The 26,700-nt window shown below is 69.8% G+C and carries 25 protein-coding genes and 1 pseudogene; 16 read left to right on the forward strand and 10 right to left on the reverse strand.

What is annotated here, in order from left to right:
* Window positions 1-819, reverse strand: a pseudogene (locus tag HV826_RS04445) (hypothetical protein); the annotation flags it as partial.
* 369 nt (window positions 820-1,188) lie between these two features.
* Window positions 1,189-1,425, reverse strand: a complete 237-nt coding sequence (locus tag HV826_RS04450; protein ID WP_238539988.1) for a SelT/SelW/SelH family protein — start codon at window positions 1,423-1,425, stop codon at window positions 1,189-1,191.
* A 188-nt stretch (window positions 1,426-1,613) separates the two neighbouring features.
* Here HV826_RS04450 and HV826_RS04455 point away from each other — a divergent pair, with 188 nt between their 5' ends.
* Window positions 1,614-3,056: an aminotransferase class I/II-fold pyridoxal phosphate-dependent enzyme gene (locus HV826_RS04455; protein ID WP_176415757.1), complete on the forward strand. Its 1,443-nt coding sequence runs from the start codon at window positions 1,614-1,616 to the stop codon at window positions 3,054-3,056.
* 81 nt (window positions 3,057-3,137) lie between these two features.
* The gene (locus HV826_RS04460) at window positions 3,138-3,857 is read left to right on the forward strand and encodes a glycosyltransferase family 2 protein (protein ID WP_176415758.1); all 720 of its coding nucleotides are present in this window, start codon (window positions 3,138-3,140) and stop codon (window positions 3,855-3,857) included.
* Window positions 3,858-3,867: 10 nt separating this feature from the next.
* On the opposite strand, the gene HV826_RS04465 is transcribed toward HV826_RS04460, so the two are convergent.
* Both HV826_RS04465 and HV826_RS04470 read right to left on the reverse strand, forming a co-directional pair.
* Window positions 3,868-5,967, reverse strand: coding sequence for a cation:proton antiporter (locus HV826_RS04465; RefSeq protein WP_176415759.1), 2,100 nt, complete (start codon window positions 5,965-5,967; stop codon window positions 3,868-3,870).
* Window positions 5,968-6,107: 140 nt separating this feature from the next.
* Entirely contained in the window at window positions 6,108-6,557 is a 450-nt protein-coding gene (locus HV826_RS04470; RefSeq protein ID WP_255208357.1) for a hypothetical protein, read from the reverse strand.
* Between the two features lie 386 nt (window positions 6,558-6,943).
* Between HV826_RS04470 and HV826_RS04475 the strand changes: the two genes are divergently transcribed.
* The 3 genes from HV826_RS04475 to HV826_RS04485 all read left to right on the forward strand — a co-directional run bounded on the left by HV826_RS04475 (window position 6,944) and on the right by HV826_RS04485 (window position 10,793).
* On the forward strand, window positions 6,944-8,854 hold the full coding sequence (locus tag HV826_RS04475; protein ID WP_176415761.1) for a hypothetical protein: 1,911 nt from the start codon (window positions 6,944-6,946) through the stop codon (window positions 8,852-8,854).
* Window positions 8,855-9,040: 186 nt separating this feature from the next.
* Window positions 9,041-9,592 (forward strand): putative ABC transporter permease, encoded by a 552-nt coding sequence (locus HV826_RS04480; RefSeq protein WP_176415762.1) that lies wholly within the window; start codon window positions 9,041-9,043, stop codon window positions 9,590-9,592.
* A gap of 166 nt (window positions 9,593-9,758) precedes the next feature.
* The gene (locus tag HV826_RS04485) at window positions 9,759-10,793 is read left to right on the forward strand and encodes a rod shape-determining protein (RefSeq protein WP_120598366.1); all 1,035 of its coding nucleotides are present in this window, start codon (window positions 9,759-9,761) and stop codon (window positions 10,791-10,793) included.
* A gap of 57 nt (window positions 10,794-10,850) precedes the next feature.
* Here HV826_RS04485 and HV826_RS04490 read toward each other — a convergent pair whose 3' ends face one another.
* Window positions 10,851-11,579, reverse strand: a complete 729-nt coding sequence (locus HV826_RS04490) for a glutathione S-transferase family protein (protein ID WP_176415763.1) — start codon at window positions 11,577-11,579, stop codon at window positions 10,851-10,853.
* Window positions 11,580-11,819: 240 nt separating this feature from the next.
* Between HV826_RS04490 and HV826_RS04495 the strand changes: the two genes are divergently transcribed.
* From HV826_RS04495 to HV826_RS04505, 3 genes are all read left to right on the forward strand, one after another.
* A complete protein-coding gene (locus HV826_RS04495) occupies window positions 11,820-12,125 on the forward strand; it encodes a DUF378 domain-containing protein (RefSeq protein WP_176415764.1) in 306 nt (101 codons plus the stop codon).
* A 132-nt stretch (window positions 12,126-12,257) separates the two neighbouring features.
* A complete protein-coding gene (locus HV826_RS04500) occupies window positions 12,258-13,175 on the forward strand; it encodes a hypothetical protein (protein ID WP_176415765.1) in 918 nt (305 codons plus the stop codon).
* 81 nt (window positions 13,176-13,256) lie between these two features.
* Window positions 13,257-13,664: a hypothetical protein gene (locus HV826_RS04505; RefSeq protein WP_176415766.1), complete on the forward strand. Its 408-nt coding sequence runs from the start codon at window positions 13,257-13,259 to the stop codon at window positions 13,662-13,664.
* 43 nt (window positions 13,665-13,707) lie between these two features.
* Here HV826_RS04505 and HV826_RS04510 read toward each other — a convergent pair whose 3' ends face one another.
* Together HV826_RS04510 and HV826_RS04515 are read right to left on the reverse strand one after the other, a co-directional pair.
* Window positions 13,708-14,058, reverse strand: a complete 351-nt coding sequence (locus HV826_RS04510) for a VOC family protein (protein ID WP_176415767.1) — start codon at window positions 14,056-14,058, stop codon at window positions 13,708-13,710.
* A 3-nt stretch (window positions 14,059-14,061) separates the two neighbouring features.
* Window positions 14,062-14,793, reverse strand: coding sequence for a helix-turn-helix domain-containing protein (locus HV826_RS04515; protein ID WP_176415768.1), 732 nt, complete (start codon window positions 14,791-14,793; stop codon window positions 14,062-14,064).
* 126 nt (window positions 14,794-14,919) lie between these two features.
* Here HV826_RS04515 and HV826_RS04520 point away from each other — a divergent pair, with 126 nt between their 5' ends.
* A complete protein-coding gene (locus HV826_RS04520) occupies window positions 14,920-15,318 on the forward strand; it encodes a hypothetical protein (RefSeq protein WP_176415769.1) in 399 nt (132 codons plus the stop codon).
* Between the two features lie 16 nt (window positions 15,319-15,334).
* On the opposite strand, the gene HV826_RS04525 is transcribed toward HV826_RS04520, so the two are convergent.
* Entirely contained in the window at window positions 15,335-16,627 is a 1,293-nt protein-coding gene (locus tag HV826_RS04525) for a type I restriction enzyme HsdR N-terminal domain-containing protein (RefSeq protein ID WP_176415770.1), read from the reverse strand.
* Between the two features lie 190 nt (window positions 16,628-16,817).
* Between HV826_RS04525 and HV826_RS04530 the strand changes: the two genes are divergently transcribed.
* Window positions 16,818-17,699 (forward strand): bile acid:sodium symporter, encoded by an 882-nt coding sequence (locus HV826_RS04530; RefSeq protein WP_176415771.1) that lies wholly within the window; start codon window positions 16,818-16,820, stop codon window positions 17,697-17,699.
* 103 nt (window positions 17,700-17,802) lie between these two features.
* Complete coding sequence (locus tag HV826_RS04535) at window positions 17,803-18,273, forward strand: hypothetical protein (RefSeq protein ID WP_176415772.1); 471 nt, start codon at window positions 17,803-17,805, stop codon at window positions 18,271-18,273.
* Here HV826_RS04535 and ppsA read toward each other — a convergent pair.
* Entirely contained in the window at window positions 18,250-20,631 is a 2,382-nt protein-coding gene (gene ppsA / locus HV826_RS04540) for a phosphoenolpyruvate synthase (protein ID WP_176415773.1), read from the reverse strand. The genes HV826_RS04535 and ppsA overlap by 24 nt on opposite strands.
* A 247-nt stretch (window positions 20,632-20,878) precedes the next feature.
* On the opposite strand from ppsA, the gene HV826_RS04545 reads away from it, so the two are divergent.
* The 5 genes from HV826_RS04545 to rpsD all read left to right on the forward strand — a co-directional run bounded on the left by HV826_RS04545 (window position 20,879) and on the right by rpsD (window position 25,567).
* Complete coding sequence (locus tag HV826_RS04545) at window positions 20,879-21,934, forward strand: NAD(P)-dependent alcohol dehydrogenase (protein ID WP_176415774.1); 1,056 nt, start codon at window positions 20,879-20,881, stop codon at window positions 21,932-21,934.
* 73 nt (window positions 21,935-22,007) lie between these two features.
* Entirely contained in the window at window positions 22,008-22,571 is a 564-nt protein-coding gene (locus HV826_RS04550) for a TetR/AcrR family transcriptional regulator (protein WP_176415775.1), read from the forward strand.
* A gap of 74 nt (window positions 22,572-22,645) precedes the next feature.
* A complete protein-coding gene (locus HV826_RS04555) occupies window positions 22,646-23,347 on the forward strand; it encodes an SDR family oxidoreductase (protein ID WP_176415776.1) in 702 nt (233 codons plus the stop codon).
* 11 nt (window positions 23,348-23,358) lie between these two features.
* A complete protein-coding gene (locus tag HV826_RS04560; RefSeq protein ID WP_176415777.1) occupies window positions 23,359-24,798 on the forward strand; it encodes an MATE family efflux transporter in 1,440 nt (479 codons plus the stop codon).
* Window positions 24,799-24,934: 136 nt separating this feature from the next.
* Window positions 24,935-25,567 carry a 30S ribosomal protein S4 gene (rpsD, locus tag HV826_RS04565; RefSeq protein WP_176415778.1) on the forward strand — a complete coding sequence of 211 codons (633 nt, stop codon included), beginning with the start codon at window positions 24,935-24,937 and terminating at the stop codon, window positions 25,565-25,567.
* Window positions 25,568-25,631: 64 nt separating this feature from the next.
* On the opposite strand, the gene HV826_RS04570 is transcribed toward rpsD, so the two are convergent.
* Window positions 25,632-26,633: an alpha/beta fold hydrolase gene (locus tag HV826_RS04570; RefSeq protein WP_176415779.1), complete on the reverse strand. Its 1,002-nt coding sequence runs from the start codon at window positions 26,631-26,633 to the stop codon at window positions 25,632-25,634.
* Between the last annotated feature and the right edge of the window lie 67 nt (window positions 26,634-26,700).

The raw sequence follows: 26,700 nt of genomic DNA on the forward strand, positions 1-26,700 counted from the left end.
GCCCGCGCCCGGGCGTCCACCCCACCCGCCCAGCAGGTGCGCCTCCACTCTCTTGCCCTTGCGCCCGCGCCGCAGCACCACTGCAGTGGCGTCCAGGTGCGCCAGCGTCATGGGCCTCGAGGTGCCGCCTACCTCTCCCCAGTCATGCACCGCAGACAGCGCCAACGTGTACCGCCCCGGGACAGGGGGCCGGCCGAAGAGGACGTGCTGCACGTCCAGGGCCACCTCCGCTCCCGTCAGGCGAGCGCTCAGCATGTCCGAGGCGAAGACCTCCGCGTACACCGGCCCCAATGTCCCCGTCGCGATGACGCTGGCCGGGTGGTAGTCGGGGTTGAGGCGGTTGCCGTAACGCCGCACCAGGTGCCCGGACAGGAGGGAATAGCCCTCCATCATCCCCAGCCACACCGAGTTGGGCGTGTCCCCTCCCACCATGAAAAGGCGCACCACCTGCCCCCAGTCGGACAGCGTGTCCCAGTCCTCCTTCCTCACGAGGCCCGCGCCCTCTTCTCCGCCCCACAGCAGCAGCCGCACCGGCGCCCCGAGAATGAGGCTCAACGACTCCCCCTTCGCCAAGGCCACCGTGGGCTCCACCTGTACGAAGCCTTCTTCGGTGCCCTCGCCCCTTCGGGGCAGCAACGTCAACGTCGCCGCGTCCATGCGCAACAGGTTCGTCCACGGAGGTGTCGAGTCGGACGTAGTGGGCGGAAAGTCCTCCTCCAACCTGCGCACGGCGGCATCAACGTCCGCTGGGGTGACAGACTCCTGCGCCCCGCCTACCCCGGGTAACAGCAGCAACACGACGGCCCAACTCCAATGCATGCCCATCGACGCCTCCGTGGACGGCCCCAGCAGGGGCGCTCAGGACAGAGGTTCCCTGTTCGGTCCGACAAGACGGCGGACCGGGTGGGGCATGGCGATGAAAGAGTCGCGGGCAACCCGGCCCGTCGGGGTATAGACAGACGTGCTACGTCACCGCGACGGACCAACTCCGCGCACGGTGCCAACCGCGCGAACAGGAAGGACCGTGGCGGCGCTCCTCAACGTCCGTCAGGCATGCTGCGCAACGAAGCGCTGTTGCCGAGCACAGTGGTTGATGGATGGACGCTCAGTTTCGAGCGCCCTGATTGATGGGCTCCAGAAGGGAGTCCCCTCAAATGCCATCGCGGAGCCGGCTCACAGGAAGTCGCGCTACCGCCCCAGCACCTTCGCCACCGCGTCCACCACCTCGTGGTCCGTGGGGAATGCGAGCGACGCCTTCCGGATGACGACCTTGCCATCCACGGCGACCTCGTAGCTGCCCGAAGGGCCCGGCAACAGCTCCGCCTCTACCTCCAGCTCATCCTTCAATGCGGCCGCCGCACGGGCGGCCCGAGGCCTGTAGCCTCAAGCAGTACAGTAGGTAATCGTCACCTTCGGGTCGGCCATGGCCATCCTCCTCACGTGAGCGGGGAACACGACATGCGCGCCCCATGCACCAGACTTAGTGCGCGCCGCCACCACACGCCACCCTGCCTGCTCACTCGGCCCTTCTTATCAAGGGTTCTCCGCACACCCGGTAACAGACGAAGGGACCATTCCGCCCTCGCACCGGCACGGCTACGTTCCGCCGCACCATGACGGACTTCCGAGCGCGAATCGCCGCCGCCTACGACGCTGACGCCTTCCGCCGGGAGTCCCACCGGCTGATGGACACGCTCTCCGACTACCTCGCGCGCACCACCCGCGCCGAAGGCCCGGTGCTCCCGTGGGCCGCCCCCGCGGTGAACGTGGACCGCTTCGCCGCAGCGTTCCCCGAAGCCCCCACGGGGGACTTCGCCGACCTCATCACCCGCGTGCTCTCCAGTTCCAACCACCTGCACCACCCGCGCTACGTGGGCCACCAGGTGACGGCCCCCGTGCCGCTGGCCGCCCTGTGCGACGCGGTGTCCTCCCTGCTCAACAACGGCATGGCCGTGTACGAGATGGGCCCCGTCTCCACCGCCATGGAGCGCAACGTCCTGCGCTGGATGGCCGCGCGGCTCGGCCTGCCCGAAACGACAGATGGCGTGCTCACCTCCGGCGGCTCCCTGGGCAACCTCACCGCGCTGCTCGCCGCGCGGCAAGCCAAGGCCGGGTACGACGCGTGGAACGGCGGAGCTCACGCCGGCCCGCCCCTCACCGTGCTCACCGCCCAGACGACGCACTACAGCCTCGCCCGCGCCACGCGCATCATGGGCTTTGGCGAAGGCGGCGTGACGCCCGTCCCCGTGGATGAACACTTCCGCCTGCGCCCCGAGGCGCTCGACGCCGCGCTCGAGTCCGCCACGCGCGCGGGACGCAAGCCCATCGCCGTGGTCGCCAGCGCCGGCTCCACCGCCACCGGCGCCTTCGACCCGCTGGAGCCCGTGGCCGACTTCTGCGAGCGCCACGGCCTGTGGCTCCACGTCGACGGCGCACACGGCGCCTCCGCCGTGCTCAGCCCCGCCCACCGGCACCTGGTGCGCGGCATTGACCGGGCGGACTCCGTGGTGTGGGACGCCCACAAGGGCCTGCTGATGCCCGCGCTGGTGACGGCCGTCCTCTTCCGCGACGGCGCCCGCTCCTTCGAGTCCTTCTCCCAGGAGGCCAGCTACATCTTCCACGGCGACGCGGAGCGCCCCTGGAGCGACATCGCCCTGCGCACCCTGGAGTGCACCAAGGAGATGATGGCCCTCAAGGTGTACGCCTGCCTCGCCGTGCTGGGCACCCGGCTCTTCTCCGACGCGGTGACGGAGTCCTACGAGCAGACCCGCCGCTTCGCCGAGCGCCTCTCCGCCGCCAGCGACTTCGAAATCGCCGTGCCGCCCGAGTGCAACATCCTCTGCTTCCGCCACACCCCCGCGCACGTCCCCGCCGAGCGGTGGGACGCCCTCCAGACGAAGCTGCGCGAGCGCCTGGTGACACGCGGAGATTTCTACCTGGTGCAGACAAAGCTGCCCCGAGGCGTCTATCTCCGTGTCACCCTCATCAACCCGCTCACCACCGACGCGGACCTGGACGCCCTCATGGACGCGCTCCGGGCCGCGGCGCTCCGCTGAACGCCGCGCGCCACCCGGCCCACACCTTCCGTGTCAGAAGGTCGCCCCATGACGCAAAATGCGGTACAGCCGCAAAACGCCATGCTCGTCTCACTTGTCATCCCCGTCTACAACGAGATTCCCACCCTCGCCGAACTGCTGCGCCGCTGCGTCGCCGTCGACTTCCCCAAGGAGCTCGTCCTCATCGACGACTGCTCCAAGGACGGCAGCCGTGAGTTCCTGCGCCAGCTTCAGGAGCAGGGGGTGGGCCTGTTGGGCGGCACCCCGCGCAACCGCAACGAGGTGCGCGTCCTCTTCCAGGAGGAGAACCAGGGCAAGGGCGCGGCGCTGCGGCGCGGCTTCACCGAGGCCACGGGTGACATCATCATCGTCCAGGACGCGGACCTGGAATACGACCCGCGCGACATCCCCAACGTCATCCAGCCCATCCTCGACGGGGACGCGGACGTCGTCTTCGGCAGCCGCTTCACCGGCACGCCTCGGCGCGTCCTCTATTACTGGCACACCGTGCTGAACAACGTGCTCACCACGCTGTCCAACATGACCAGCGGCCTGAACCTCACCGACATGGAGACCTGCTACAAGGCCTTCCGCGCCGAGGTGCTGCGCTCCGTGCAGGTGGAGGAGGACCGCTTCGGCTTCGAGCCGGAAATCACCGCCAAGGTGGCCCGCGGCGGCTGGCGCGTCTTCGAGGTGCCCATCAGCTACCACGGGCGCACCTACGAAGAGGGCAAGAAGATTGGCTGGAAGGATGGCGTGCGCGCCCTCTACGCCATCGCCAAGTACAGCGTGAAGCGGTAGTCCCCCTCCCTCACGCCTGGACGCCCGTCGGCTCCGGCGTCGAGGCGGGCGCCGGCACACCGGTGAGCAGGCTCTTGGCCGCCTCCACCGCGTCGTGCGTGCCCGTCAGCGCCAGCACGTCACCGGGCTGCAGCACCTCCTGCGCGGACGGCACGGACACGCTCGAGTCCCCGCGCCGGATGGCCAGCACCGTGGCCCCCGTGAGGCCTCGGAGGTTCACCTCGGCCAGCGTCTTCCCCGCCGCGGGGCTGGAGGCCTCCAGCCGCACCGGCACGGGCTCGCCCAGGCCCGGGAGCACCTTGGAGACGTGGTCCAGCGCGTGCTCGTCCGCGCCGGGCTCGCGCGAGTGGGACTGCGCCGCCAGCGCCTCCACGATGACCTGCGCGCCCGCGCGGACGTGGCCGTGCAGGTTGGTGGCGCCCCGCCAGAACGTCACGCCCAGCGCGCCAATCAACGCCAGCACGACGAGGGGGCCCATGGCGCCCCGGAGGAAGGGCTGCGTAATGGCCACCACCGGCACGCTCACCAGCAGGATGATGCCCAGCTGCAGCGTCACCAGCAGCACGCGCCGGGGCGCCGCCGCCAGGTCCACGCGCCCGTCCTTGCGCCCGGGAAGCGCCGCCTCCGCCAGCTCCTCGCCCAGCCGGCGCGCCACCTGCACCACGCCCACCAGGAACGGGATGGAGAGCAGCACCGCGCCGCCCAGGATGAGGTACCGGGACAGGCTCTCATCGATGCCCAGCTGCTGCTCGATGATGGAGGCCAGCTTGCCCGCCATCAGCGACGTGCCAATCACCAGGACAATCAACAGCACCGCGTCCAGCACCAGCAGCCGCGCCAGCCGCCGCACCGCGGCCCCGAACGTCTGGCGCCGGGGCGCGTCCCGCAGCCGCTCCACCCAGGTGCCGTACAACGTCACGAACGTCTGCAGCGGCTTGGGCAGCTTGCGGTCCACGTAGCTGGCCACCGGCCCCGACGCGCGAATCAAGAGCGGCGTGGTGAGCGTCGTAATCGCGGAGACGGCCACCGCCACCGGGTAGATGAAGTTGCCCGTGGCCTTCAGCGTCAGGCCCAGGCCGGCGATGATGAAGGAGAACTCGCCAATCTGCGCCAGGCTCATGCCCGCCTGCACGGAGGTGCGGGTGCTGTTGCCGGTGAGGAACGCGCCCAGCGCCACGCTGAGAATCTTGCCGGTGATGACGACCCCGGTGAGCACCAGGATGGCGGCCCAGTGCTCCGCGACGAGCACCGGGTTGATGAGCATGCCCACCGACACGAAGAAGATGGCCGCGAAGATGTCCTTCACCGGCTGCACCAGGTGCTCCACCACCTTCTCCTCGCCGGACTCCGCCACCAGCGAGCCCGCCAGGAAGGCGCCCAGCGCCACCGAGTAGCCGAAGGCCTGCGCCAGCAGCGCCACCGCGAAGCAGATGCCCACGCTGGCCACCAGCGTCGTCTCCGGTCGGTTGAGCTTCACCACGTAGCGCACCGCGCGGGGGATGGTGAACAACCCCACCACCACCAGCCCGACGAGGAACGCCACCAGGCGGCCGGTGGTGAGGGACAGCTCGCCCAGCGACAGGCCCGTGCCCGTGGACACGGCCGTCAGCGTGGCCATGAGGAGGACGGCGATGAGGTCCTCGACGATGAGCACCCCCACCACCAGCTCCCGCAGCCGGCCCCGGATGTTCTGCTCGTCGAAGGCCTTGGCGATGATGGTGGTGCTGGAGATGGCGATGAGCGCCCCCGTGAAGAGGCTCTCCAGGGTGGTCCACCCGAAGGCGCGCCCCACCACGAAGCCCAGCCAGATCATGATGCTGCACTGGATGACGGCGGTGACCCCCGCCGTGGGGCCTACGGCGAACAGCTTGCGGAGGCTGAACTCCAACCCCAGCGAGAACATCAGGAGGATGACGCCCAGCTCCGACAGCGTCGTCACCACCTCCGGGTCGGCGACGAGCGGAATCGGCAGGTACGGGCCGACGACGAGGCCGGCCAGGATGTAGCCCAGCACCACGGGCTGGCGAAGCTTCTGGAAGAGGACCGTCGTCACGGCCGCGACGCACAGGACGACGGCAATGGCTTGGAGGACCTCGTGGGCTCCATGCATCGATACACCTCGAAAGAACAAACCCAGCGGAAGATTGAGGTTCGGACCGGCCCGGCGGCGTGCGTCGGACCGCGCATCATGCGGGAGGAAGCGAACGGAGGCAGGCAGCTGGCCCGCCGGCCCGACTCCGAGCGCCGTCGTCAGCCGAGCGCGGGAGGCCCGCGCAACGACTGGGTGACGAGCGTTGGCCGGTCACCAGCGTTGCCTCCTGGCACCGTCAGGGCCACGGAGCGCAGCAGCCGGACGGTGTCGGAGGCAACGGCCCGCCGCCGTTCTCGAGCCTGACGGTGGGCCTCATGGAAGCCCGGCTGGAAGGGCTCTCGTTCCCGCCCCAAGGACGGCTTCGCCTTCGCCCCGGCCGGGGCGCTCAGCACCGCGGCCCAGGTGTCGCTCCCCACCCCGGCCAGGCTCCCACAGCGCCACTGCCGGGTGCGCCTGCCCACGAAGGCCGCGCCGCCCCGGTCCACCCACGCGCCGCTGCCCTCGGAGGGCCCGTACACGGCGTGGGCCTCCGCGGCCACCACCAGTCCCAGCGTGTTGATCCACGGCACGGACGCAAGCGCCGTGCCCAGGGCAAAGGCCAGCAGCATTCCGCGCGCGCGTCGCCCGGGTCGGGATAGCGGAGCTGTCGGGCCGGCGGAGCACATCCGCTTCTCCTGTATTACGCGGGTGCCACCCAGTAAAGCGCTCCCCCACGGCGGGAAAACGCCCATCCAGCGCTCGGCGGCCCGCTTTCTGCCGCGCCGACGAAACTCTTCGCCTCATTTCCTGAGAATCCCCGCAGCCCTCACACAGTACCGCTCTTCCTAAAGGGCAGGAGCCGTCCATGCCTGCTTTCAAGACGCGGCGCTGCTGAGGGCCCCGGCTGGCCCGCCACAAGGCCCCAGCCGGCACCACACCCCTGATGCGCGCACGCGCCGCGTCCCGCCCCCGCGAGACGACCCACGGCCGTGACAGCTGGAGAAGGAAGCCCCCCATGGGAATCGGAAAACTGATTGGTGGAGCGGCGGACGCGGCGAAGCGGGCCGCTGAGGCCGCGGCGAAGCGTGCGGCGGAGGCGGCCCGGCGCGCGGCGGAGGCGGCGGCGCGCAGGGCCGCGGAGGCCGCGGAGGCCGCGGCCGCCAAGGCGCAGGAGGCCAAGGAGAAGGTCTCCAACGTGGCCCAGGAGCGGACCCGGGACGTCTTCGAGGGCGCCAAGGACAAGGCCGGTGACGTCGTGGGCGGCGTGGCCAACGCGACGCAGAACGTCGTCGAGGGCGCCAAGGACAAGGCCGGTGACGTCGTGGGCGGCGTGGCCAACGTCACCAAGAAGGCCGTGGGCGGCGTGGCCAACACGACGCAGAACGTCGTCGAGGGAACCAAGGACCGGGTGCAGGACGCGGCGGGCAACGTGCGCAACGCCGCTGGTGACGTGTTCGAGGCGGGCCGCACCGCGGCCACCGTCACCGCGAATGGCCTGGGCAATGTCCTCCAGGAGACGGTGAGCCGGGCGGGCCCGGTGCTCGACAAGGCCACCGACGTCGCCGCGGACGGGCTGGACTTCGCGGGCCGGGCCATCCAGGACGCGCCCACGCTCAACCCCCTGCAGGGCATCGGCAACGACATCATCGGCGGGGTGCTCCAGGGCACGGCCGACGTGGTGCGCGACCCGGTGGACACGGCCCGGGCCATTGGCGACGCGGTCAACCTCAACCGGCAGGTGGACCAGCTCAAGCCGGGTGAGAGCACCTCCATCAGCCTCTACGCGGAGGCCAACGGCGCCACGCTGGCCGGCAAGGTGAAGGGCACCCTGGGCGTCAGCCGCAGTGAGGAGGAAGACGGCGGCTACACGGTGTCCGTCACCGGCGAGGTGGGCGCGGGCGTCGCCGCCAAGCTGGGCGCCAAGGGCGCGGCGGACGTGGGCGCCGAGGCCTTCGGCACCGCCGGCGCCACGGTGGAGTTCCAGTTCGACACCGCCGAGGAGGCCAAGCGCGCCACCCGCATCATCGCGGCCTCCACCGCCACCGCGGGCGCCACCGCCAGCAACCCCGTGCTGGGCGCGGGCGTGAATCAGGTCCTTGGAGATCCGCTGTCGGACCTGGCGGGCCTGACGGAGAACATGAGCGCCGTGGAGTTCAAGCTGGGCGCCGAGGCCAGCGTCAACGCCGAGCTGGGCATGAAGGGCCTGCCAGAGGCCATCAGCGCGGGCGCCGGAGCGGGTGCCGGAATCAACCAGAGCACCACGGCCCGCATCGAAATGGAGGGCGGCAAGCCCCAGAAGCTGACCCTCAAGCAGAGCCTGGAAATCAACGGCAACGCCAGCGCGTCCGCGGGCGTGGGCATCCCCACTGGCGGCGGGGACTCCGTGTCCCTGCCCACCAACGCGTCCGCGGGCGTTTCCGGCTCGCTCGGGGTGGAGCTGGAGCAGAGCGTGGAGCTGCCCGAGGGCTTCAACCCGACCGACTTCATCAAGGACCCGAAGGGCACCGCCCGCGAGCTGGGCGCCAGCGTGCGTGACACCCAGGAGGCCAAGCTGACGCTGACCGACTCGCGTCAGGCCAACGCGTCCGCGCTGGGCCTGGGCGGCGCGACGGGCCGCGAGGTGAAGGCGGAGATCAGCGGCAACATCAACGACATCGCCACCAGCGGCGCCTTCGGCAGCATCGCCCGGGGCGACGTGGGCCAGGCGCTGGAGCAGCTCAAGGACAAGGTCGACATCAAGGCCACCGTCCAGGACAAGCACAAGGTCACCGGTGACCTGGGCGTGGGCATCCACGCGGGCGTGGGCGGCGGCGAGGTGGGCATCTCCACCGAGCGCACCTACGCGGGCGAGGAGCAGGACCTCACCGCGGCGCAGCTCGCCGAGCTGTACCTCACGCAGCGCTGGTCGGCCGGCATCCCGGGCTGAGCCTGCGCCTTCGGGAGCCCGCCCGCCCTGGGCGGGCTCCTGGGCCTGTGGGCCCGTGTCGTCCGGGTTGGATTCCCGGCCATGGGGACAGGCACACCGTCCGCCATGGCACAGCCGAGGCAGGCGGCCAGCACTGGCCTGCGGGGCAGGAGTGCCCCTTTTGCGGGGCGGACTTAGCTTTCCGAAGTGCTTTCAAGATTCCTCGTCTACGGGTGTGTGGGTTGGGTGCTCGAGGTGATGTTCACCGGCACGGGCGCCGCGCTGAAGAAGGACCGGAGCGCCACGGCGCGCACCTACCTGTGGATGCACCCCATCTACGGAGGCACGGCCCTGGCGCTGGAGGAGGTCTCCGCCCGGCTCAAGCCCCTGCCCCGGCCGCTGCGGGCGCTGGCCTACACGGGGCTCATCTTCGGCGCCGAGTACGGCACGGGGTGGCTGCTCAAGCGCCTGCTCGGCCGCTGCCCGTGGGACTACGCGCCGCACAAGTGGAGCGTGCACGGCCTCATCCGGCTGGATTACGCCCCGGCCTGGTACCTTACCGCCCTGCTGTTCGAGCCCGTCCGTGACACGCTGCTCCACGTCACCAGCGAGGCCCTGCGCCAGACGCCGGAGTACCGCGACGCGGAGGCCCAGGGGGCGCTGCCGCCCACGACGCTCCCCGAGGAGAAGCCGCTGGAGGCGGGCCTGGTGGCGGCGCGCTTCGAGTCAGCGCAGGCCGAGCCCGCGCCCATTCCCTGAGAGCCGGGAGCGCGACTGAGTCCGCTGGCCGACTGCCCCCCAGCCGGATGTGAAAGCCGCTACCGGCTTTTCTTCCTCCGTGCTGCGTCGCGTAGTACCTTGGCCTGCCTCTGCCCCCGCGATGACGGGGAAATTCCGCCGCCTCCCCGAAAGTTCCCGCCCCCGTATGTTTGACTGGCTTCACACCCTCTTCTCGCGTGACCTCGCCATCGACCTCGGCACGGCGAACACGCTCATCTACATCCGAGGCCAGGGCATCGTCTCCAACGAGCCCTCGGTGGTGGCCGTCCAGCATGACTCGCGCGGGGGCAAGAAGGTCCTCGCGGTGGGCAAGGAAGCCAAGGAGATGCTCGGGCGCACCCCGGGCAACATCGTGGCCATCCGTCCGATGAAGGACGGCGTCATCGCGGACTTCGAAATCACGGCCGCGATGCTGCGCTACTTCATCCAGAGCGCGCACAACCGCAAGACGCTCGTCAACCCGCGCATCATCATCGGCATCCCCTCCGGCATCACCGAGGTGGAGCGCCGCGCGGTGCGCGAGGCGGCGGCCAACGCGGGCGCCCGCGAGGTCTACCTCATTGAGCAGCCCATGGCGGCGGCCATTGGCGCGGGCCTCCCGGTGACGGAGCCCAGCGGCAACATGATTGTGGACATCGGTGGTGGCACGTCCGACGTCGCGGTCATCAGCCTGGCCGGCATCGTGTTCGCCAAGAGCGTGCGCATCGGCGGCGACAAGCTGGACGAGGCCATCATCCAGTACGTCAAGCGCAAGTACAACCTGCTCATCGGTGAGCGCACGGCGGAGCTCATCAAGATGGGCATCGGCACCGCGTACCCGACGGACGAGGTCATGACCATGGAGATCAAGGGTCGCGACCTGGTGGCCGGCGTGCCGCGCACGCTGACGGTGTCCAGTGACGAAGTGCGTGACGCGCTGGCGGAGCCCGTCAACGGCATCGTCGAGGCGGTGAAGCTCACGCTGGAGCGCACCCCGCCCGAGCTCGCCGGCGACATCGCCGACCGCGGCATCGTGCTGGCGGGTGGCGGCGCGCTGCTGAAGAACCTGGACACGCTGCTGCGCGAGGAGACGGGCCTGCCCGTGTTCCTGGCCGAGGACCCGCTGTCCGCCGTCGTGATTGGCGCGGGCAAGGCGCTGGAGTCGCTCGACATCCTCCGGCAGGTCTGCCAGCCGGGCTGAGCGTTCGGGCTTCGGCTCCACGGCGCCACCTCTCACGAGGCTGGCGCCGTTTCGCTTTCAGCGGTGCCTGGCATAGAGGCCGTCCCGCCACTCGAGCAGGTCCGGGAAACGGGAGGCGAGCGCCGCGTCGCTCCACATCGCGCGCGTCCCCGGGCCCAGGGGAAGGTGGCGGTCGTCCACCGGCCGCACGAACTGGAGCATCACCGCGGCCGTGACGTCCGCGTAGCTGAAGCGCGACAGCAGGTAGGGCCGGCCGCCCAGGGCCGCGCGCAGGCGCTCCAGCGTGGGGATGACCTTGTCATGGACGGCGGCGTCGATGTCCGCGGGCGTCTGGTGCTTGCGGGCCACGAAGCGCGCGCCCAGCCTCGCGGCCGGCGCGAACACCGACCGGAGCCCCTCGGGCAGGAACGAGGGGAGGCTCTCCATCTGGGCCTGACGACTCTCCAGCAACGCCGCCACCACCTTGACGCGCGCCGCGGAGAGTCCCTGGTCGCTGTCGTCATCCCAGCGCTGAATCACCGGGAGCTCCGCTGCGGGGAAGAGGGGCTCCCCCTGCCCCAGCTCCTCCGCGCGCCGCGCGATGACGAACGAGCCGGGGAAGGCCTCACCCTCTTCGATGAGCAGCGGCACGGCGGGCCGGGCGCCACGCGGCGTGCGCCAGCGCAGCAGCGGCTCACCGATGAGCGGCAGGTGCTCGCGGTAGCGGTAGGCCACGCGGTGGTGGTCCAACGCCCAGCGGGCCTTCTCCGTCCAGGGCGAGTAGCTGATTCCATAGAGTGTGCGCATACCGCCCGGGACAGTACGCCCGTGCGCCTGTGCCACTCCAGCGTGTGACGACGGTGGACACCGTGCGCGCATGCCCGAGCGACTGGCGGACCCCTCCCCTCGCTGAGCCGCACGACAGTCGAAGCACCGAGCCGGACAATCAATGCCGGTGGAGTAGCCAGGACGCGCCGGAGCAACACCTTATCCGGGAGGCATCACCCACCTGCACGAGTGGAACACACCTAGCCAAGGATACGAGCCATGGAACGAGCGGACGCGGACCGAACCAGAGGAGGGATCGCCAAGGCGGTGGCCGTCCTGGCCATCATCGGCGCCATCAACTGGGGCCTGGTTGGCTTCTTCAATTGGAACCTCGTGAACGCGCTCTTCGGCGGCGATACACGAACAGCGATGAGCGCGCTCAGCCGGCTCATCTACTCCATCGTGGGTCTGTCGGGCATCGCGCTGGCACTCACCTTCCCGTGGAAGAAGAGCCTGGGAGCCACCACGACCACCACGCCGAGAACGGACATGGGGATTCACCGCCGAACCGAAGTGCGTCCCTGACGCAGGCAGGCCCGCTGTCCTCACGGGCCCCTGAGTCCAGCTCGGGTGATACGTTCGGCGACCTACAACGCAGCGGTTCCGCCTCGGCCCACCCATCCCGGGCCGGGGCCGCCGCACGAGGAAGCTGTCGCCATGTCTGGAATCCCCGATGCCGAGTTCCTTCAGGACGCCTTCATCCAGGAGGGCGTCAGCCCGGCCCCTGGCGTGGTCATCGCCGCGTGCACCGTGGGCGATGACGAAGACGCGCCCAAGAACCGCGTAGGCGTCCGACGAGACGGCGAATGGCTGGACTTCGGCCTCTCCAACGAGGCCATCCTGTCGGTGGACGCCGCTCCGGGCGGAGAGGCCTACGTCCTGGGGGAGAACGGCACCGTCGTCCGCTTCGATTGGAAGACGCCCAGGACGCGGGATGCGCTCCGCGAATCGCGCAAGCCCTTCGCCAACGGAGCGGTCCACGACAAGGGGCCCCTGCGCCGCCTGCGCGTGCTCGGCGGAGACGTGCTCTGCGCCGGCTCCGTGGGCCAGGTGTACTGCCTGGACGGCGAGCGCTTCGACTCCCTTCCGCCCCTGACGGTGGACGGAGAGCCCGTCACCATCGAGGACCTCGCCGGCAACAGCCGCGAGGACTTCATCGCGGTGGCCTCCGATGGCTACGCCGCCCACTTCAATGGCAGCACGTGGCGGATACTGGCGCTGCCAATCCACACGGAGCTGATCGCCATCTGCAAGCTGGCACAGGGCTACGCCATCTGCGGGAAGAGCGGAGCCGTGATGACGGGCAGCGAGGACGAATGGAGCGACCTCACGCCGGTCGACGGGGACCGTGACTACTGGGGCATCGCGGCGCACCAGGGGACGCTCTACGTCGCGCATCTGGCCGGCATCGACCATGCGTCCGGCCAGACGCTGCGCCCCCTGAAGCTCTCAGGAGGAACATCGTTGCAATTCACCGTGCTGCGGAGCGCGTCCGACGGCGTCTGGTCCTTCGCGGACCACACCATCGGACGGATTCACGACGGCCAGTGGCACACGGTGACCTGCGGGCCCTGAATCGCTGAGAATTTCCCGCTTTCACGAGAAGGCACCCCCTGGATAGTCTGATGAACAGCAACCATCCTAGAGGGGGCATTCATGGGACTCGCTGAACGTCGCATCGTGAAGGACTTCGAGACCAACATCTTCCCGGACCTGAAGAAGCAGATTGATGAGGCCGCGGGCTTCGATGTCCCCGTCGAAGTGAAGTGGGACACGCTCACCAAGAGCGACCAGTACTCGGGAGCCTGGGTTGCCTCCTGGCCGAAAATCTACTTCCAGCCCATCATCAACGCCTTCAAGAACATCTGCGTGGATGACATGGGCAAGGAAGCGCTGGCGGGCGGCCTGAAGAAAGTCATCATTCAGGACGCGAAGGACAGCTACAGCTCCGACTGGGCCATCTTCGAGGGTGGAACCCTCACGCTGGACCACCAGTTCTGCAACGCCGATGACGTGGACGACCGGACCCACACGCTGCAGAAGACGCTCGAAAAGGCGCTCTGAGCCGCGTTGCTGTACGCGGGCGGCCTGGGCGCTCCCAGGCCGCTCACTTCGTCTCGAGCACGGCCAGCACGTTGCCCGAAGGGTCCTTGAACCAGGCGATGGGCGGCCCCATGTCACCGCGGACGATGCCCTTCGCATCCGCGTCGAAGCCGTCATACCGCTCCAAGCGCACGCCTCGGCGGGTGAGCGCATCCACCGCCTTGTCGATGTCCGCCATGGGGAAGTTGAGAATCGTGAACGACGCCGGGGTGTGGTTGTCCTTGGGGTAGACGAGGATGTCCACGCCGCCCGCGAGGTGCGGCGGCAACATGCCGTCCGACTCGGACGTCTTCAGGCCCAGCGCCTCGCCGTGGAACTTCCGGGCCGCCGCCACGTCGCGCACCGAGGGAGTCATCCATCACATCGGATGGAACTGCTCGATGGTGATTTCCTCCACCAGCGCATCCTGGGGAGCGCCGAAGCTGGTGAGCGTGGTGTACCAGTGGGTCGTCACGCCATCCCGGGTGAAGGTCAAGGGCACCAGCACCGAGCCGGCGTTGGCGGGCCGCAGCGCGGTCAACGCCTCGACACCTGGCTGCGCCAGGACGCGGGACAGGACTGACGCCACGGGTGAGCGGGGGCCTCGCATGCGCACGCCCTCCCGCAGCCGGTGGAGCAGATACCCCGCGATCTCCTCCCAGTTGCCAATGGCCGAGCGCACGGGCCCGGGCACGAAGACGAGGTCCATCAGGTTGACGCGCCCCAGCGCCTCACGCGTCTGCCCCATCATCGCGAGCGCGCCCGGGTTCGCATCGAGCACCGTCGAGGTCGAATCCACCACGATGGCGGGATACGGCTCATGCGACGCGAGGATGAGCCCCGCGGCCCGCCGGACCTCCGCCAGCTCCGCGCTGTGCCAGCCGCGCTCGCCGAATTGAGGCGCGAACCCCGCCGCCACCAGCAGGGCGTTGCGGTCCCGCAGGCCCAGCCCCAGGGCTTCCGCCAGCCGCAGCACCATGTCCTGACTGGCTCCGGAGCGGCCCGACTCCAGGAACGACAGGTGGCGCGCCGATACCTGCGCCTCCAGCGACAGGGCCAGCTGGCTCTTGCCGCGCAGCGTCCTCCATTCCTTGAGCAGGGGTCCAATCATCGCCGTGTCCCTTTCCGAGCCCAGACTGCCCCAGAGCGTGACGCGGGACGATGACCTTCGAGGTAATTGAGAACCTTCCCCGCCAGGAACACTGTGCTCCCGTTCCCACCCACCCGGAGAGCCCAGATGATGCCCCACCTGCTTCGCAATCCCCGCTTCGTCTACCGCTTCGACGCCGCCGCCTCGCTCCTCATGGGCGTGGCCTTGTTGCTCCTGGCCCCCACCCTCACCCAGCTCGCGGGGTGGACACTGCCGCCCCGCTTCCTGTTCGGCGTGGGCCTCTTCCTGCTGCCCTGGTCGGCCTTCAACCTCTGGGTCGGGCTCAAGCAGCCCGTCCTGGGCGCGGCCCTGGTGCACGTCCTGGTGGACGCCGCCTGGGTGGTGGGCAGCGTGCTGCTCGTCGTCATGCATGCGCAGGAGCTCACGCCCCTGGGCGTCGCGCTGCTCGGCGGGCAGGCCTTCGCCGTGGTGGGCGTGCTGGCCCTCAAGGCCATGGGACTCACGTCGCTTCGCGCGGCGGCGTGAGCTCCGCGGCGAAGCGTCAGCCCGTGATGACCTTGAGGGCGGGCTTCCCGTCCTCCGGTGTGGCGGCGTCTGAAGACGGTGGCTCGTCACGCACCGTCTTGGACAGCTCCAGGCTCCGAATCACCAGCGCCTTCAGCGCCCAGACCTGGGGCACCGATTCGATGAAGATGCGGGTGGTGCCCAACCCGGCGGGCGCCGCCTCCACCTCGAAGCCCGCGGCAATGGCGCGGGCCTCGTCCACCGGCACCCAGGTGACGATGCTCTTGCGCTTGCCATTGCCGAAGAACCGGGCGAACCACTTCGTGGGCCGCTTGAACGACACGTTGAAGTAGGACGCTGTGTCCCGGAAGAGGATGTCCTCGGCGGCGTGGCCGTTCTTGACGCAGATGTCCCGCACCACGCCGAAGAACTCCAACTCCGTCTCGGTGGTCTCCACGGCGGCGCGGCCTTTCTCGTCGGGCGCGGCGCGGCCCTCCGCCTCGAAGGGTTTGGCCGACTCCGGCTTCACCACGTTGGTGCCCTCCTGCGCCACCGCGGGCTCCGCGCCCTCGTTGAGTCGCTGGATGCGCTCCTTGAGCTTGTTCAGGAAGTCGTCGCCCATGACCCGCAGCAGCGTCGGCTCGATGGCCTCCCTCGCGACATCCGCGAGCCGCTCCATCACCGCGGTGGTCCGCTTGCCCTTGTAGATGTCCTCCGTGAGCCACTTGAGGAAGGCCTCGTGCTCGCCGGGCGCTTTCAGGGCGGACGCGAGCTTGTCAATCATCCCCTGTCGGTAGCGGCTGTTCTCCGCGTCCGTAATCAGCGTCGTCGCGTTGAAGGCCTCACGGCTGAACTTGGACAGGAACTTGGCCACCTTCACCCAGTCCGATTTCGTGTCCTCCAGGGAGAACGTGAAGAAGGGCTCCGGGTCCATGACGTTGGGGTTCTCCAAGTCCCCGAAGAAGAGGTAGTGACACCCGTCGGTGATGATGCCGAAGTGGAGCTCCGGCAATTGCGACAGGTAGCGCGCCAGCTGCTGCGCGCGGGCCTTGAGGTCGGTGCCCAGGGGCTTGGTCTCAATGACGATGAGCGGCTTGGTGCCCGTCTGGTCGAAGATGGCGAAGTCCATGCGGTCCGGCAGCTTCTTGCCGTCTCCCTGGACGAAGTCCGCCGTGTACTCCAGGCGGACCTCCCGCGGGACGCTCGGGTCGTAGCCGAGGCTCCGGATGAACGGGACGACCAGCGCTATCTTCGCGGTCTCCTCATTGGAGATGAACGCCTTGTTGTCTTGATAGCGTTTGACCAGCTCCAGCAGATGGTTCGCGTCCATGGCACGTCCCCTTGCCCGGTCATGCGAGGCGTCCAGGCGTGGAGGTGATTTCAAGCCGAGGGGGCCCTGGCGGCCATCCCTCCCAGGGGTGAGGCCCGCCCCCTTGACTCCGCGGCCACTCCGAGGAACGCACGCGCGGCTGGCCGCCTCAACGTGCCTCCCAGGGACCTGCCGTGGCCATCCTCTCCCCATGGACACCGGGGTGGTTGCCGCGCTGGGCCTGCGGCACGCAGTCGAGTTCGCGGTGCAGCACCTCGTCGTGCTCATGGGGTTCGTCCTGGGGCTCGCCGTCGACGCGAGCGCCGTGAGGCGCGCCATGCGCCTGCCGGCCTATGCGCGGGGGCTTCCCACCGTGTTGCTGGGTGTCCCACTGCTCGCCCTCGTGCTGGTGCATGCCCTCCCGCTGCCGCCTCTCGCGGCGGGAATCATCCTGCTGATGGCCGTCAGCCCCGGCGTGCCCAGCGTCGCCGTCGCGTCCTACCGGCAGCGTGGCGACCTGCGCCTCACGGTGGCGCTGTCCCTCACGCTGTCGCTGGCCGCCATCCTGCTCCTACCGCTCTCGCTGCGGCTGCTCAGTGACTTCTTTCCGGCGGTGTTCCAGGCTCCGCCCACCACCCGGCTCATCCAGCGGGTCATGATGCCCTTCCTGGTGCCGCTCATCGCGGGCTGGACCCTGCGCGCATGGCGCCCGGCGCTGGCGAAGCGCCTGCTGCGGCCCATGCTGTGGCTCTTCAAGGCCGTGTTCGTCTGCGCCGTGCTCGCCCTGCTGTTCATCAGCGGTCCGAGGTTGCACGTCGTGAATGACTGGATGCTGCTGGGCATGCTGGTGATGACGCTGGGCTCCGCGATGATGGGCCACCTGGCGGGGGGGCCCCAGCCAGAGGACCGGACAGCCCTCGCGCTCGCCGCCGTCTTCGGCAATCCCTCCATCGCGCTCGCCGTCGCCAGCGTCAGCGACCAGGGGCGGCGACTGCTCCCATATATCTGCGTCTACCTGGTGCTGCGGACGCTCGCGCTGCTCCCCTATCTGCTCTGGAACAAGCACCACGTCCTCCGCCACGGACGGACCTGAGGCTGAAGCCACATGCAGTGTCCGCTGTGGCTTCTTCCACCGACCGCGCACTTCGGAAGCCGCGTGTGCGACATTGCGCTGCCCCGCTGAACTCGAGACAGCGATGAAGACCGAGCGCGACCTCTTCAATGAAGCGCTGAGCACCCAGGATGACGCCTACCTGGACGCGGAGGCACAGCTGCGCCGAAGAGGTGCGGCGGCAGTCGCGGAGCTCAGCCGCCATCTGGCGGACCCGGCGCCGCTCCCCCGGCTCCTGGCCCGAACGCTGATTCCCTGGGTGGGGGGCAAGACACCCGACAATGACAAGGCCCTGGCCTACCTCGAGGCCCTGCCCAGGCACATCGCGAAGACGCCCGTACTGGCTCCCAGCCCAAGTGGAATCGCCTCCTATCTCGGGCGCCACTTCCAGGACCGGGGCGTCGAGGTGCTCGCGCTCCGGCTGGTCAAGGTCCCTTCCCCCGAGCTGCCGCGCAAGCTGGCGGCAGAGCGAGCGCGGATTGCCGCCCATGCCGAGCCGCTGCCCGCGGAGGTCGAGGCCACCAGCGCTCCCCTACCGCCCGACAAGCAGCCCTGAGCGACGCTCCCCTCCTTGGCCACCCTGAAGCGTCGCCCGCTTCGAGGCGGCCAGCAGCAGCCGCTGCTCCGCGGCCGCCATCACCCGCTGCGTCGCGAGCACCGCCGCCGGGTCCACGGAGATGGACGTAATCCCCGCGCGAACCAGGTGCTCCGCGAAGTCCGGCCGGTTCGACGGCGCCTGCCCACACAGTGAAGACGTCAGGCCCGCTTCCTCGCACCCGCGGATGATGTCGCCAATGGCGGCCAGCACCGCGGCGTCCGCTTCGTCGAACAGCTCGGCGCACGACTCGGAGTCCCGGTCCACGCCCAGCATGAGCTGCGTCAAATCATTCGAGCCGATGGACACGCCGTCAATCCCACACTTCGCATAGTCGTGGAGGCGGTAGACGATGGAGGGCACCTCCGCCATCACCCACTTCCTCAAGCCCCGCTGCCGCCCCAGCGGGCTGCGGGCGATGAGCTCCAGGCACGCCTCCAGCTCCCAGAGCGTGCGCACGAAGGGCAGCATCACCTGGAGGTTGGGCGTCTGCTCGCGGACCCGCGCGAGCACCTCCAGCTCCAGGTTGAACACGTCGGGCTCGCGCAGGTACCGGTAGGCGCCCCGGAAGCCAATCATCGGGTTGGACTCCCTGGGCTCGAACTCGGCGCCGCCCTCCAGGCCGCGGAACTCGTTCGTCCGGAAGTCCGTCGTCCGGTACACCACGGGGCGCGGATGGAAGGCGCGCGTCGTCTGGAGCAGGGCCGCAGCCATGCGCTCCACGAACTCGCCGCTCCGGCCCTCCGCGATCAGCTTGCGCGGGTGCACACCGCCCAGCGCCTCCGTGAGCATGAACTCGGCGCGCAGCAGGCCCACGCCATCCACCGGGAGCGCCGCGGCCTCGCGGGCCTGCGCGGGCAGGGCCAGGTTGACGTAGAGGCGCGTGGCCAGCACCGGGGCCGTGCCCACCGTGGGCGCGCTGGCGGTCGCCTCCACCGCCCGCGGACGTGGCGCCTCCTGTCCCTCCCGGACTTCTCCCGTCGAGCCATCCACCGTCACCGCTTCGCCACCTCGCAGCGTGCGCGTGGCGGTGCGTGTTCCCACCACGCAGGGCTTGCGCAGCTCCCGGCTGACGATGGCGGCGTGGCACGTCATGCCGCCTCGGTCCGTGACAATGGCGGCGGCCCGCCGCATGGTGGGGACCCAGTCCGGCGACGTCATCTCGGCCACCAGCACCTCGCCCGGCTGGAGCTGCCCTCCCTCCGCCGGCGACGCCAGCACCCGCACCCGGCCCGCCGCTACCCCGGGCGACGCGCTCAGTCCCCGCACCAGCGCCTTGCCCGCGGGGCCTTCCTCCGGCGGTGGCGCGACGGAGGGCTTGCCCAACGTGGTAATCGGCCGCGTCTGCACCAGGAACAACCGGCCGCGCTCCTCCGCCCACTCGATGTCCTGCGGCGCGCCGTAGTGCTGCTCCACCCGCAGCCCCAACCGCGCCAGCTCCAGCACCGACACGTCGCTCAGCACGCGCTCGTGGGCCTGCTCCGGACTCAGGGTCTCGCGCTGCGTGTGCCCCTCGGCATCGCGCACCAGGCGGACACTCTTGTCGCCCACCCGGACCTCGCGCACGCGAGGCTCCTTCTTGGTGACGCAATACGTATCCGGCTCCACCTGCCCGCCCACCACGACTTCTCCCAGCCCCCAGGCCGCCTCGATGACGATGCGGCCGGTGTCTCCCGAGGACGGGTCCGCGGTGAACATGACGCCCGCGCGGGACGCGTCCACCATCGCCTGCACCACCACGGCGATGGCGGGCTCCTCGGTGAGCCCTGCCGCCTTGCGGTAGGCCACCACGCGCTCGCCATAGGCCGAGGCCCAGCATGCCCGCAGCGCATCCATCAAGGCGTCCTCGCCCATCACGTGAGTGAAGGATTCGTGCATGCCCGCGAAGGACGTGGCCGCCGAGTCCTCCGAGGTCGCCGAGGAACGCACCGCCACGGCCCGGTCCGCGCCCAGTTGCTGATACGCCTCCAGGAGGGTTGCGCGCAGCCGCTCCGGGATGGGCGCGCTCCGCACGTGCTCACGGAGCTGCTGGGTGACTCGGGTCAGTGACGAAGGGTCATCCGGGTCCACCTGTGCCCAGAGGGCGCTCAGCCGGGCGCGCACCGGCGCCATCGCCTCCTGGAAGGCTGCGGCGGTGATGACGAAGCCCGGCGGAACGGGCAGCCCTGCCCGCGTCATCTCGCCCAGGTTCGCGCCCTTGCCACCCGCCAGCGCGACGTCCGCGCGGGACAGCTCGCTGAACCAGAGCAGGCGAGGCGCGGCGGCCACCTCCGGATGCTCGGCTTGCCGTGGCTTCTCCGTATCCGGTGCGACGTTCATGGTACCGCCCCCTGAAGTAGACGCCTGATTGCGCGGGCGCGACTCACCGAGGACGATGCGGCCGGTGTCAGGAGATGACATCCACCTGGGCCCGGAGCGCGCGGGCCCGAGCCACTGTCAGGTCCCCATGCCCCCGAGCATGCGCCCGGCACGAACGCCACCGCCGCATCCACGCCTGAGCGGATGACACCTTCCAACACCGTGCCGACACTTCACGGGTGGGCATCCACAAGCCACGGGGGAGCGCATGCGAGCCAATGTCTTTCAGGCTGTGAACCGCTTCGGCATCGAAGAGGTGGAGCGTCCTCACGCGGGAGCCGGCGAGGCGGTCATCCGGATGACGCTGACCACGGTCTGCGGCACGGACCTGCACATCGTCCGAGGCGAGTACCCGGTGCGCCCGGGGCTCGTCATCGGTCACGAGCCCGTGGGCGTCATCGAGGAGCTTGGCCCCGGCGTGACGGATTATCGCCCGGGGCAGCGTGTCCTCGTGGGCGCCATCACCCCGTGTGGACAATGCAGGGCCTGCCTGTCCGGCCACCTCTCGCAGTGCGGCCACGGCGCGGGCTGGGAGGCCCTGGGCGGCTGGCGCATGGGCAACACCCAGGATGGCGCCCAGGCCGAGTACATCCGCATCCCCTCCGCGCAGGCCAACCTCGCGCCCATTCCGGACGGGCTCACGGATGAGCAGGTCGTCCTCCTGTCGGACATCGCCTCCACGGGCTTCAGCGGCGCGGAGGCGGGCGGCGTGTGCATCGGCGATGCGGTGGTCGTCTTCGCGCAGGGGCCCATCGGGCTGTGCGCCTCCATTGGCGCGCGGCTGATGGGCGCCTCGCTCGTGGTGGGCGTGGACGGCGATGAGGCGCGCCTGAAGATGGCGCGGAGGATGGGCGTGGACGTGGTGCTCGACTACCGTCAGCAGGGCGTGGTGGCCGAGGTGAAGCGGCTCACGGGCGGCGGCGCCGACGTGGCCATCGAGGCGCTGGGCACCCAGCAGACCTTCGAGAGCGCGCTGCGCTGCCTGCGGCCCGCGGGCACGCTGTCCAGCCTGGGCGTCTACTCGGGCAAGCTCCAGTTGCCCTACGACGCGTTCTCCGCCGGCCTGGGGGACCACCGCATCGTCACCACCCTGTGCCCAGGAGGCAAGGAGCGCATGCGCCGCCTCATGGACCTGGTGCACCACCAGCGCGTCGACCTGTCGCCGCTCATCACCCACCGCTTCAAGCTCGCGGACATCCAGGAGGCCTACGCCCTCTTCGGCGAGCGCCGTGACGGCGTCTTCAAGGTGGCCATCCAACCGTGAGCCCCACCCCTCCCCGGGGGGCCTCCACACTCTCGGTTGACAATCGAGCGCGCGATTTTATGATAACCATCATATGAAGAGCCCCTCCAAGAAGGAGCAGACCCACGAGCGCATCCTCCGGAGTGCGTCCCGTGCGATTCGCAAGGAGGGCTACCAGGGCGTCAGCGTGGCGGACATCATGAAGGAGGCGGGGCTCACGCACGGCGGCTTCTATGCCCACTTCCCGTCCCGGGAGGCCCTGCTCGCCGAAGCGCTGGAGGCCGCCGGGGCCGAGACGATGAAAACTCTGGAGGACGCCACGGCCCGTGAGGGTCTGGCGGCCCTGCTGGACACCTACCTGTCCGATTCGCACGCGAAGCATCCCGAGCAGGGCTGCGTCCTGGCCGCGCTCGGCTCGGAGACCCGGCGCCAGTCCAGCGAGGTCCGGGCCGTCACCACCCGACAGGTCCGGCGGCTGCTGGAGCTGCTCGAAAGCCAGCTCCCCTCGGGAGAAGCCTCCCAGCAGAGCGAGCGCGCCATGGCGGCGCTGAGTACCCTGGTCGGCGCGCTGCTCATCTCCCGCGCGGTCAATGACACCCAGTTGGCGCGGTCCTTCCGGACCGCCGCGAAGCATGCCGTGAGCAACAAGCGCCGCTGAGCCCACCGCGGCAGGTCTCTTCACCGCGGCCACGCGCCGCAAAATATGACGGTCATCATAAAAGGAGCCGAACCATGCATCTCCAGAACGCAGTGGCCTTGGTCACCGGAGCCAATCGCGGCCTTGGGCTCGCCTTCGCCAAGGGCCTGCTCGAGCGGGGCGTGCGCAAAGTCTATGCGGCGGCTCGTGAGCCCGGCCCCAGCATGGTGCCGGGCATCGTGCCGGTCCGCCTGGACGTGACGCGCCCAGACCAGCTCGAAGCGCTGGTGCGTGAGGCGGGCGACGTGACGCTGCTCATCAACAACGCGGGCATCAGCCAGCCGGCGAGCCTGACCAGCGAGGACGTGCTCACGCATGCCCGCAACGAAATGGAGACGAACTATCTGGGCCCGCTCGCGACGAGCCGCGCCTTCGCCCCCATCCTGGCTCGCAACGGCGGAGGCGGCATCATCAACGTGCTGTCGGTGCTGAGCTGGCATTCCTTCCCGGGCGCCTCGACCTACAGCGCCTCCAAGGCCGCGGCCTGGGCGATGACCAATGGCTTGCGTCAGGAGTTGCGCGGGCAGAAGACCCAGGTCCTGGCGTTGCACGTCGGGTTCATGGACACCGACATGGCCCAGCAGGTCACCGCGCCGAAGGCGAATCCTACAGACGTGGTGCGTCTCACGCTGACCGCGCTGGAGGCTGGCGAGGAGGAAGTGCTCGCCGACGACGTGAGCCGCATGGTCAAACAAGGCTTGTCCGCCGGTGGCTATCTTGGTGCGCTGAGCGCGTGAGGTGACATCCCATGGGTGACGCAGCCAGCAGCAACGCAGCCCCAGCGCAGGAGGCAGCGCCCGGGTCCACGCCTTCCGCGCTCCCCGGGCGCGCGTCCCTTCAAGACGCGATGCTGCGGGGCCCGCTGCTCAAGCCCCTGCTCCAGCTCGCCGTGCCCACCACGCTGGTCCTGATTGCCCAGTCGTTGGTGGGCGTGGCGGAGAACTGGTACGCGAGCTTCCTGGGCACGGAGGCGCTGGCGGGCGTCTCTCTCGTCTTCCCCGTCGTGATGTTGATGACGATGATGTCCAACGGAGGCATTGGCAGCGGCGTGGCCTCCGCGGTGGCGCGAGCCCTGGGCGCGAACCGGCGGGACGATGCGAATGCCCTGGTCTGGCATGCCGTGGTGTTGGCGTTGGCCATTGGCCTGTTCTTCAGCGTCCTCGCCTGGATGACCGGCCCCGCGCTGTACACGGCGCTGGGTGGACGGGCGGGCGCGCTGGACGCCGCGCTCCAGTATTCGAACTATGTGTTCGCGGGCTCGATTCCCTTCTGGCTGGTGAACCTGCTCGCGGCGGCGCTGCGCGGCGCGGGCGAGGTGCGCGTCCCCGCGCTGGTGACGCTCGTGGGCGCCGCCGTCTTCCTCGTCGTGACGCCAGGGGTCATCTTCGGCTTCGGCCCGGTGCCCGCCCTGGGGCTGGCGGGCGCGGGGCTCGCGATGACGTTGTTCTATGTGGGCGCGGCGCTCTGGCTGCTGCGCTACATGGCGTCCGGACGGGCCGTGGTCCGGCTGACGAAGGGGCCGGTGGAGCCGCGGCTGCTCCGCGACATCCTGCGCGTGGGCCTGCTGACGGCGTTGAGCACGCTGCAGCCCAACCTGATGGTGATGGTCATCACCGGCGTCGTGGGGATGTTCGGCGTGGAGGCGCTGGCGGGCTACGGCATGGCGTCACGCCTGGACTACCTCATCATCCCGGTTCTCTTTGGCCTGGGCACCGCCGTGCTGACGCTGGTGGGCACCAACGTGGGCGCGGGCCAGCACGAGCGCGCCCGGCGCATCGCCTGGCTGGGCGGCGGGCTGGGCTTCGTGGCGGCGGGAGTCATTGGACTGGCGGCGGCGCTGGCCCCGGAAGTCTGGCTCCATGCCTTCAGCCGCGAGCCGGCCGTCGTGGCGCCGGGCCTGGACTACCTGCGCATCGTGGCGCCGTTCTACGGCCTGCTGGGCCTGGGCTTCGTGCTCGCGTTCGCCGCGCAGGGGGCGGGCCGCGTGCTGTGGCCCTTCCTGGCGGGCACCTCGCGCCTGGTCATCAGCGCGGGCGCAGGGTGGCTCGTCGCCGCGCGGCTCGATGGGGGGCTCTCCGCGTTGTTCGCCATGGTCGCCGCCGGGCTGGTGGCCTACGCCGGCGTCACCGTCGTGGCGGTGCTCGCGGGCGCCATCTTCCGACGGGAGACGGCGCCGCACGGCAACTGAGTGAAGCCGCCCAGCCCGCGTCCCCACCTCGAACTCCGGGCTTGACCCCGGGCCCAAATTGGAGTTATTGAAATTGATACTGATTATCAACTTCATCTCCAATTCAAACACCGGGAGATGGTCGAAGGAGCACGACGTGGCACGCGACTTGGGACCGCGGGGGAAGATGTGTCGTCGGCTGGGGATTCCGCTTTCGCGCGTCACCGCGAAGGACCCGGACAAGGACCCGGTGCTGCGCCGGCCCTATCCTCCTGGCCAGCACGGTGCCACCGCGCGTACCAGCGTGAGCGACTTCGCGCGCCGGCTGCGGGAGAAGCAGAAGCTGAAGCTGTACTACGGCCTGCTGGAGCATCAGTGCCGTGCGGCCTTCAAGGAGGCACGCCAGGCCCCGGGCAACACCGGCACGGTGCTGCTGCAGCTCCTGGAGAGCCGGCTGGACTCGCTGGTGCTGCGCGCCGGGCTGGCCACCAGCATCCGCCAGGCTCGGCAGTTCGTGCGCCACGGCTACCTCCAGGTGGACGGCAAGCGGGCGGACATCCCCAGCTTCCGCGTCAAGCCTGGCAGCGAAGTCCGCTTCCACACGGCGAACCTGCAGCTCGCCGTGGTGCAGGAGTCCTTCAGCCGGATGAAGTCGCGGCCCGTGCCCGCCTACGTCCAGGTGCTGGGCGAGGGCGAAGGGCTGCGCTACGTGCGCCTGCCCGAGCGGGAGGAAATCCCCGTGGACGTGAACGAGCCCTTCATCGTGGAGTACTACGCGCAGCGGAGCTGAGCGGTGCTCCGTGGCTGTCTGTCCGGGCATGTGGCTCGGACAGGCAACGCCAGCGGGGAGCGTGCTACGGCGCGGCGGTGGCGGCGAAGAAGTCGCGCATCCGCGTCACGACCTCCGCCCGGTTCGTCAGCCAGATGTAGTGCCCCGCGCCCTCCAGTTGCAGGTGTCTCCAGCCGGGATGACGCCGCAGCGCGGCCTCCTGGTCCGTCTCGTGCTGCCGGATGTGGGGCAGGAAGCCGCGGGCCTTCTCCCGGAGCTCCAGCGGCAGCGACTCAGCCGCCACCAGGGCCTCCACCCAGCCGGTGAAGCCCTGCCCATCCGACAGGGACAACACGGGCCCCTGCACGCGCTCGAGGTCCATGATGGCCGCGCCCCGGACGGATTGCTCCGTGGCACCAGGATGGCGGCGCTCGCGCAGGTAGGCCCCTGTCGCGGCGTCGAACTCATACGCCTGTTCGACCTCGTGCGCGGGGAGCCCTCCGCCCAAATCTCGCGCCAGCCGCTCCGCCACCGCCTGCCGTGAAGGGAGGCCGTCGAGCACGGAGAAGGGCAGCGGCGGCAACGGCGCGCCCTCCAGGAACGCAGCAATCTCGCCCCGGCTGTCAGTGGCGTCCAGGTAGACGAGCGCCTCCACGCGCTCGGGGTGGTGGAGCGCCAGCCACGTCAGCTCGTCCCCCGCCAGGGAGTGGCCCGCGAACGACGCCTTCGACAGCCCCAGCTTGTCCAGCGCCCCCAGGACGTCCGTGGCCAGCGTGGCGGTGTCATAGCCGGTGTCGGGCCAATCCGAGGCGCCGTAGCCACGGCGTGTGAGCGCGTAGACGTGGTGTGTGTCCCGGAACTCGAGCGCCAGTTCATCGAAGATGTGGGCCGTGCTGCCCATGCCCGCGAGGAACACGAGCGCCGGGCCCTGGCCGCCATAGTCGAGCACCTCCAGCTCGACGCCCCGGACCGCCTCCACCCGCGTCATTTGGTGAAGGGACGGCGGGTCATCGGGCCCAGGGTCCAACGGAGTGGAATCACAAGCAGCCAGCAGGAGAAGCGCGGCACCCACGAGGTTCGTTCGCATGTGATTGGGAATTCTGGCGAGCGCCTTCGCCAGGCACCAGCGCCCGCGGGGGCTGCCTCTCCCCTTG

The sequence above is a fragment of the Myxococcus sp. AM010 genome, from assembly GCF_013372585.1.
GTDB classification, from domain to species: Bacteria; Myxococcota; Myxococcia; order Myxococcales; family Myxococcaceae; genus Myxococcus; species Myxococcus vastator.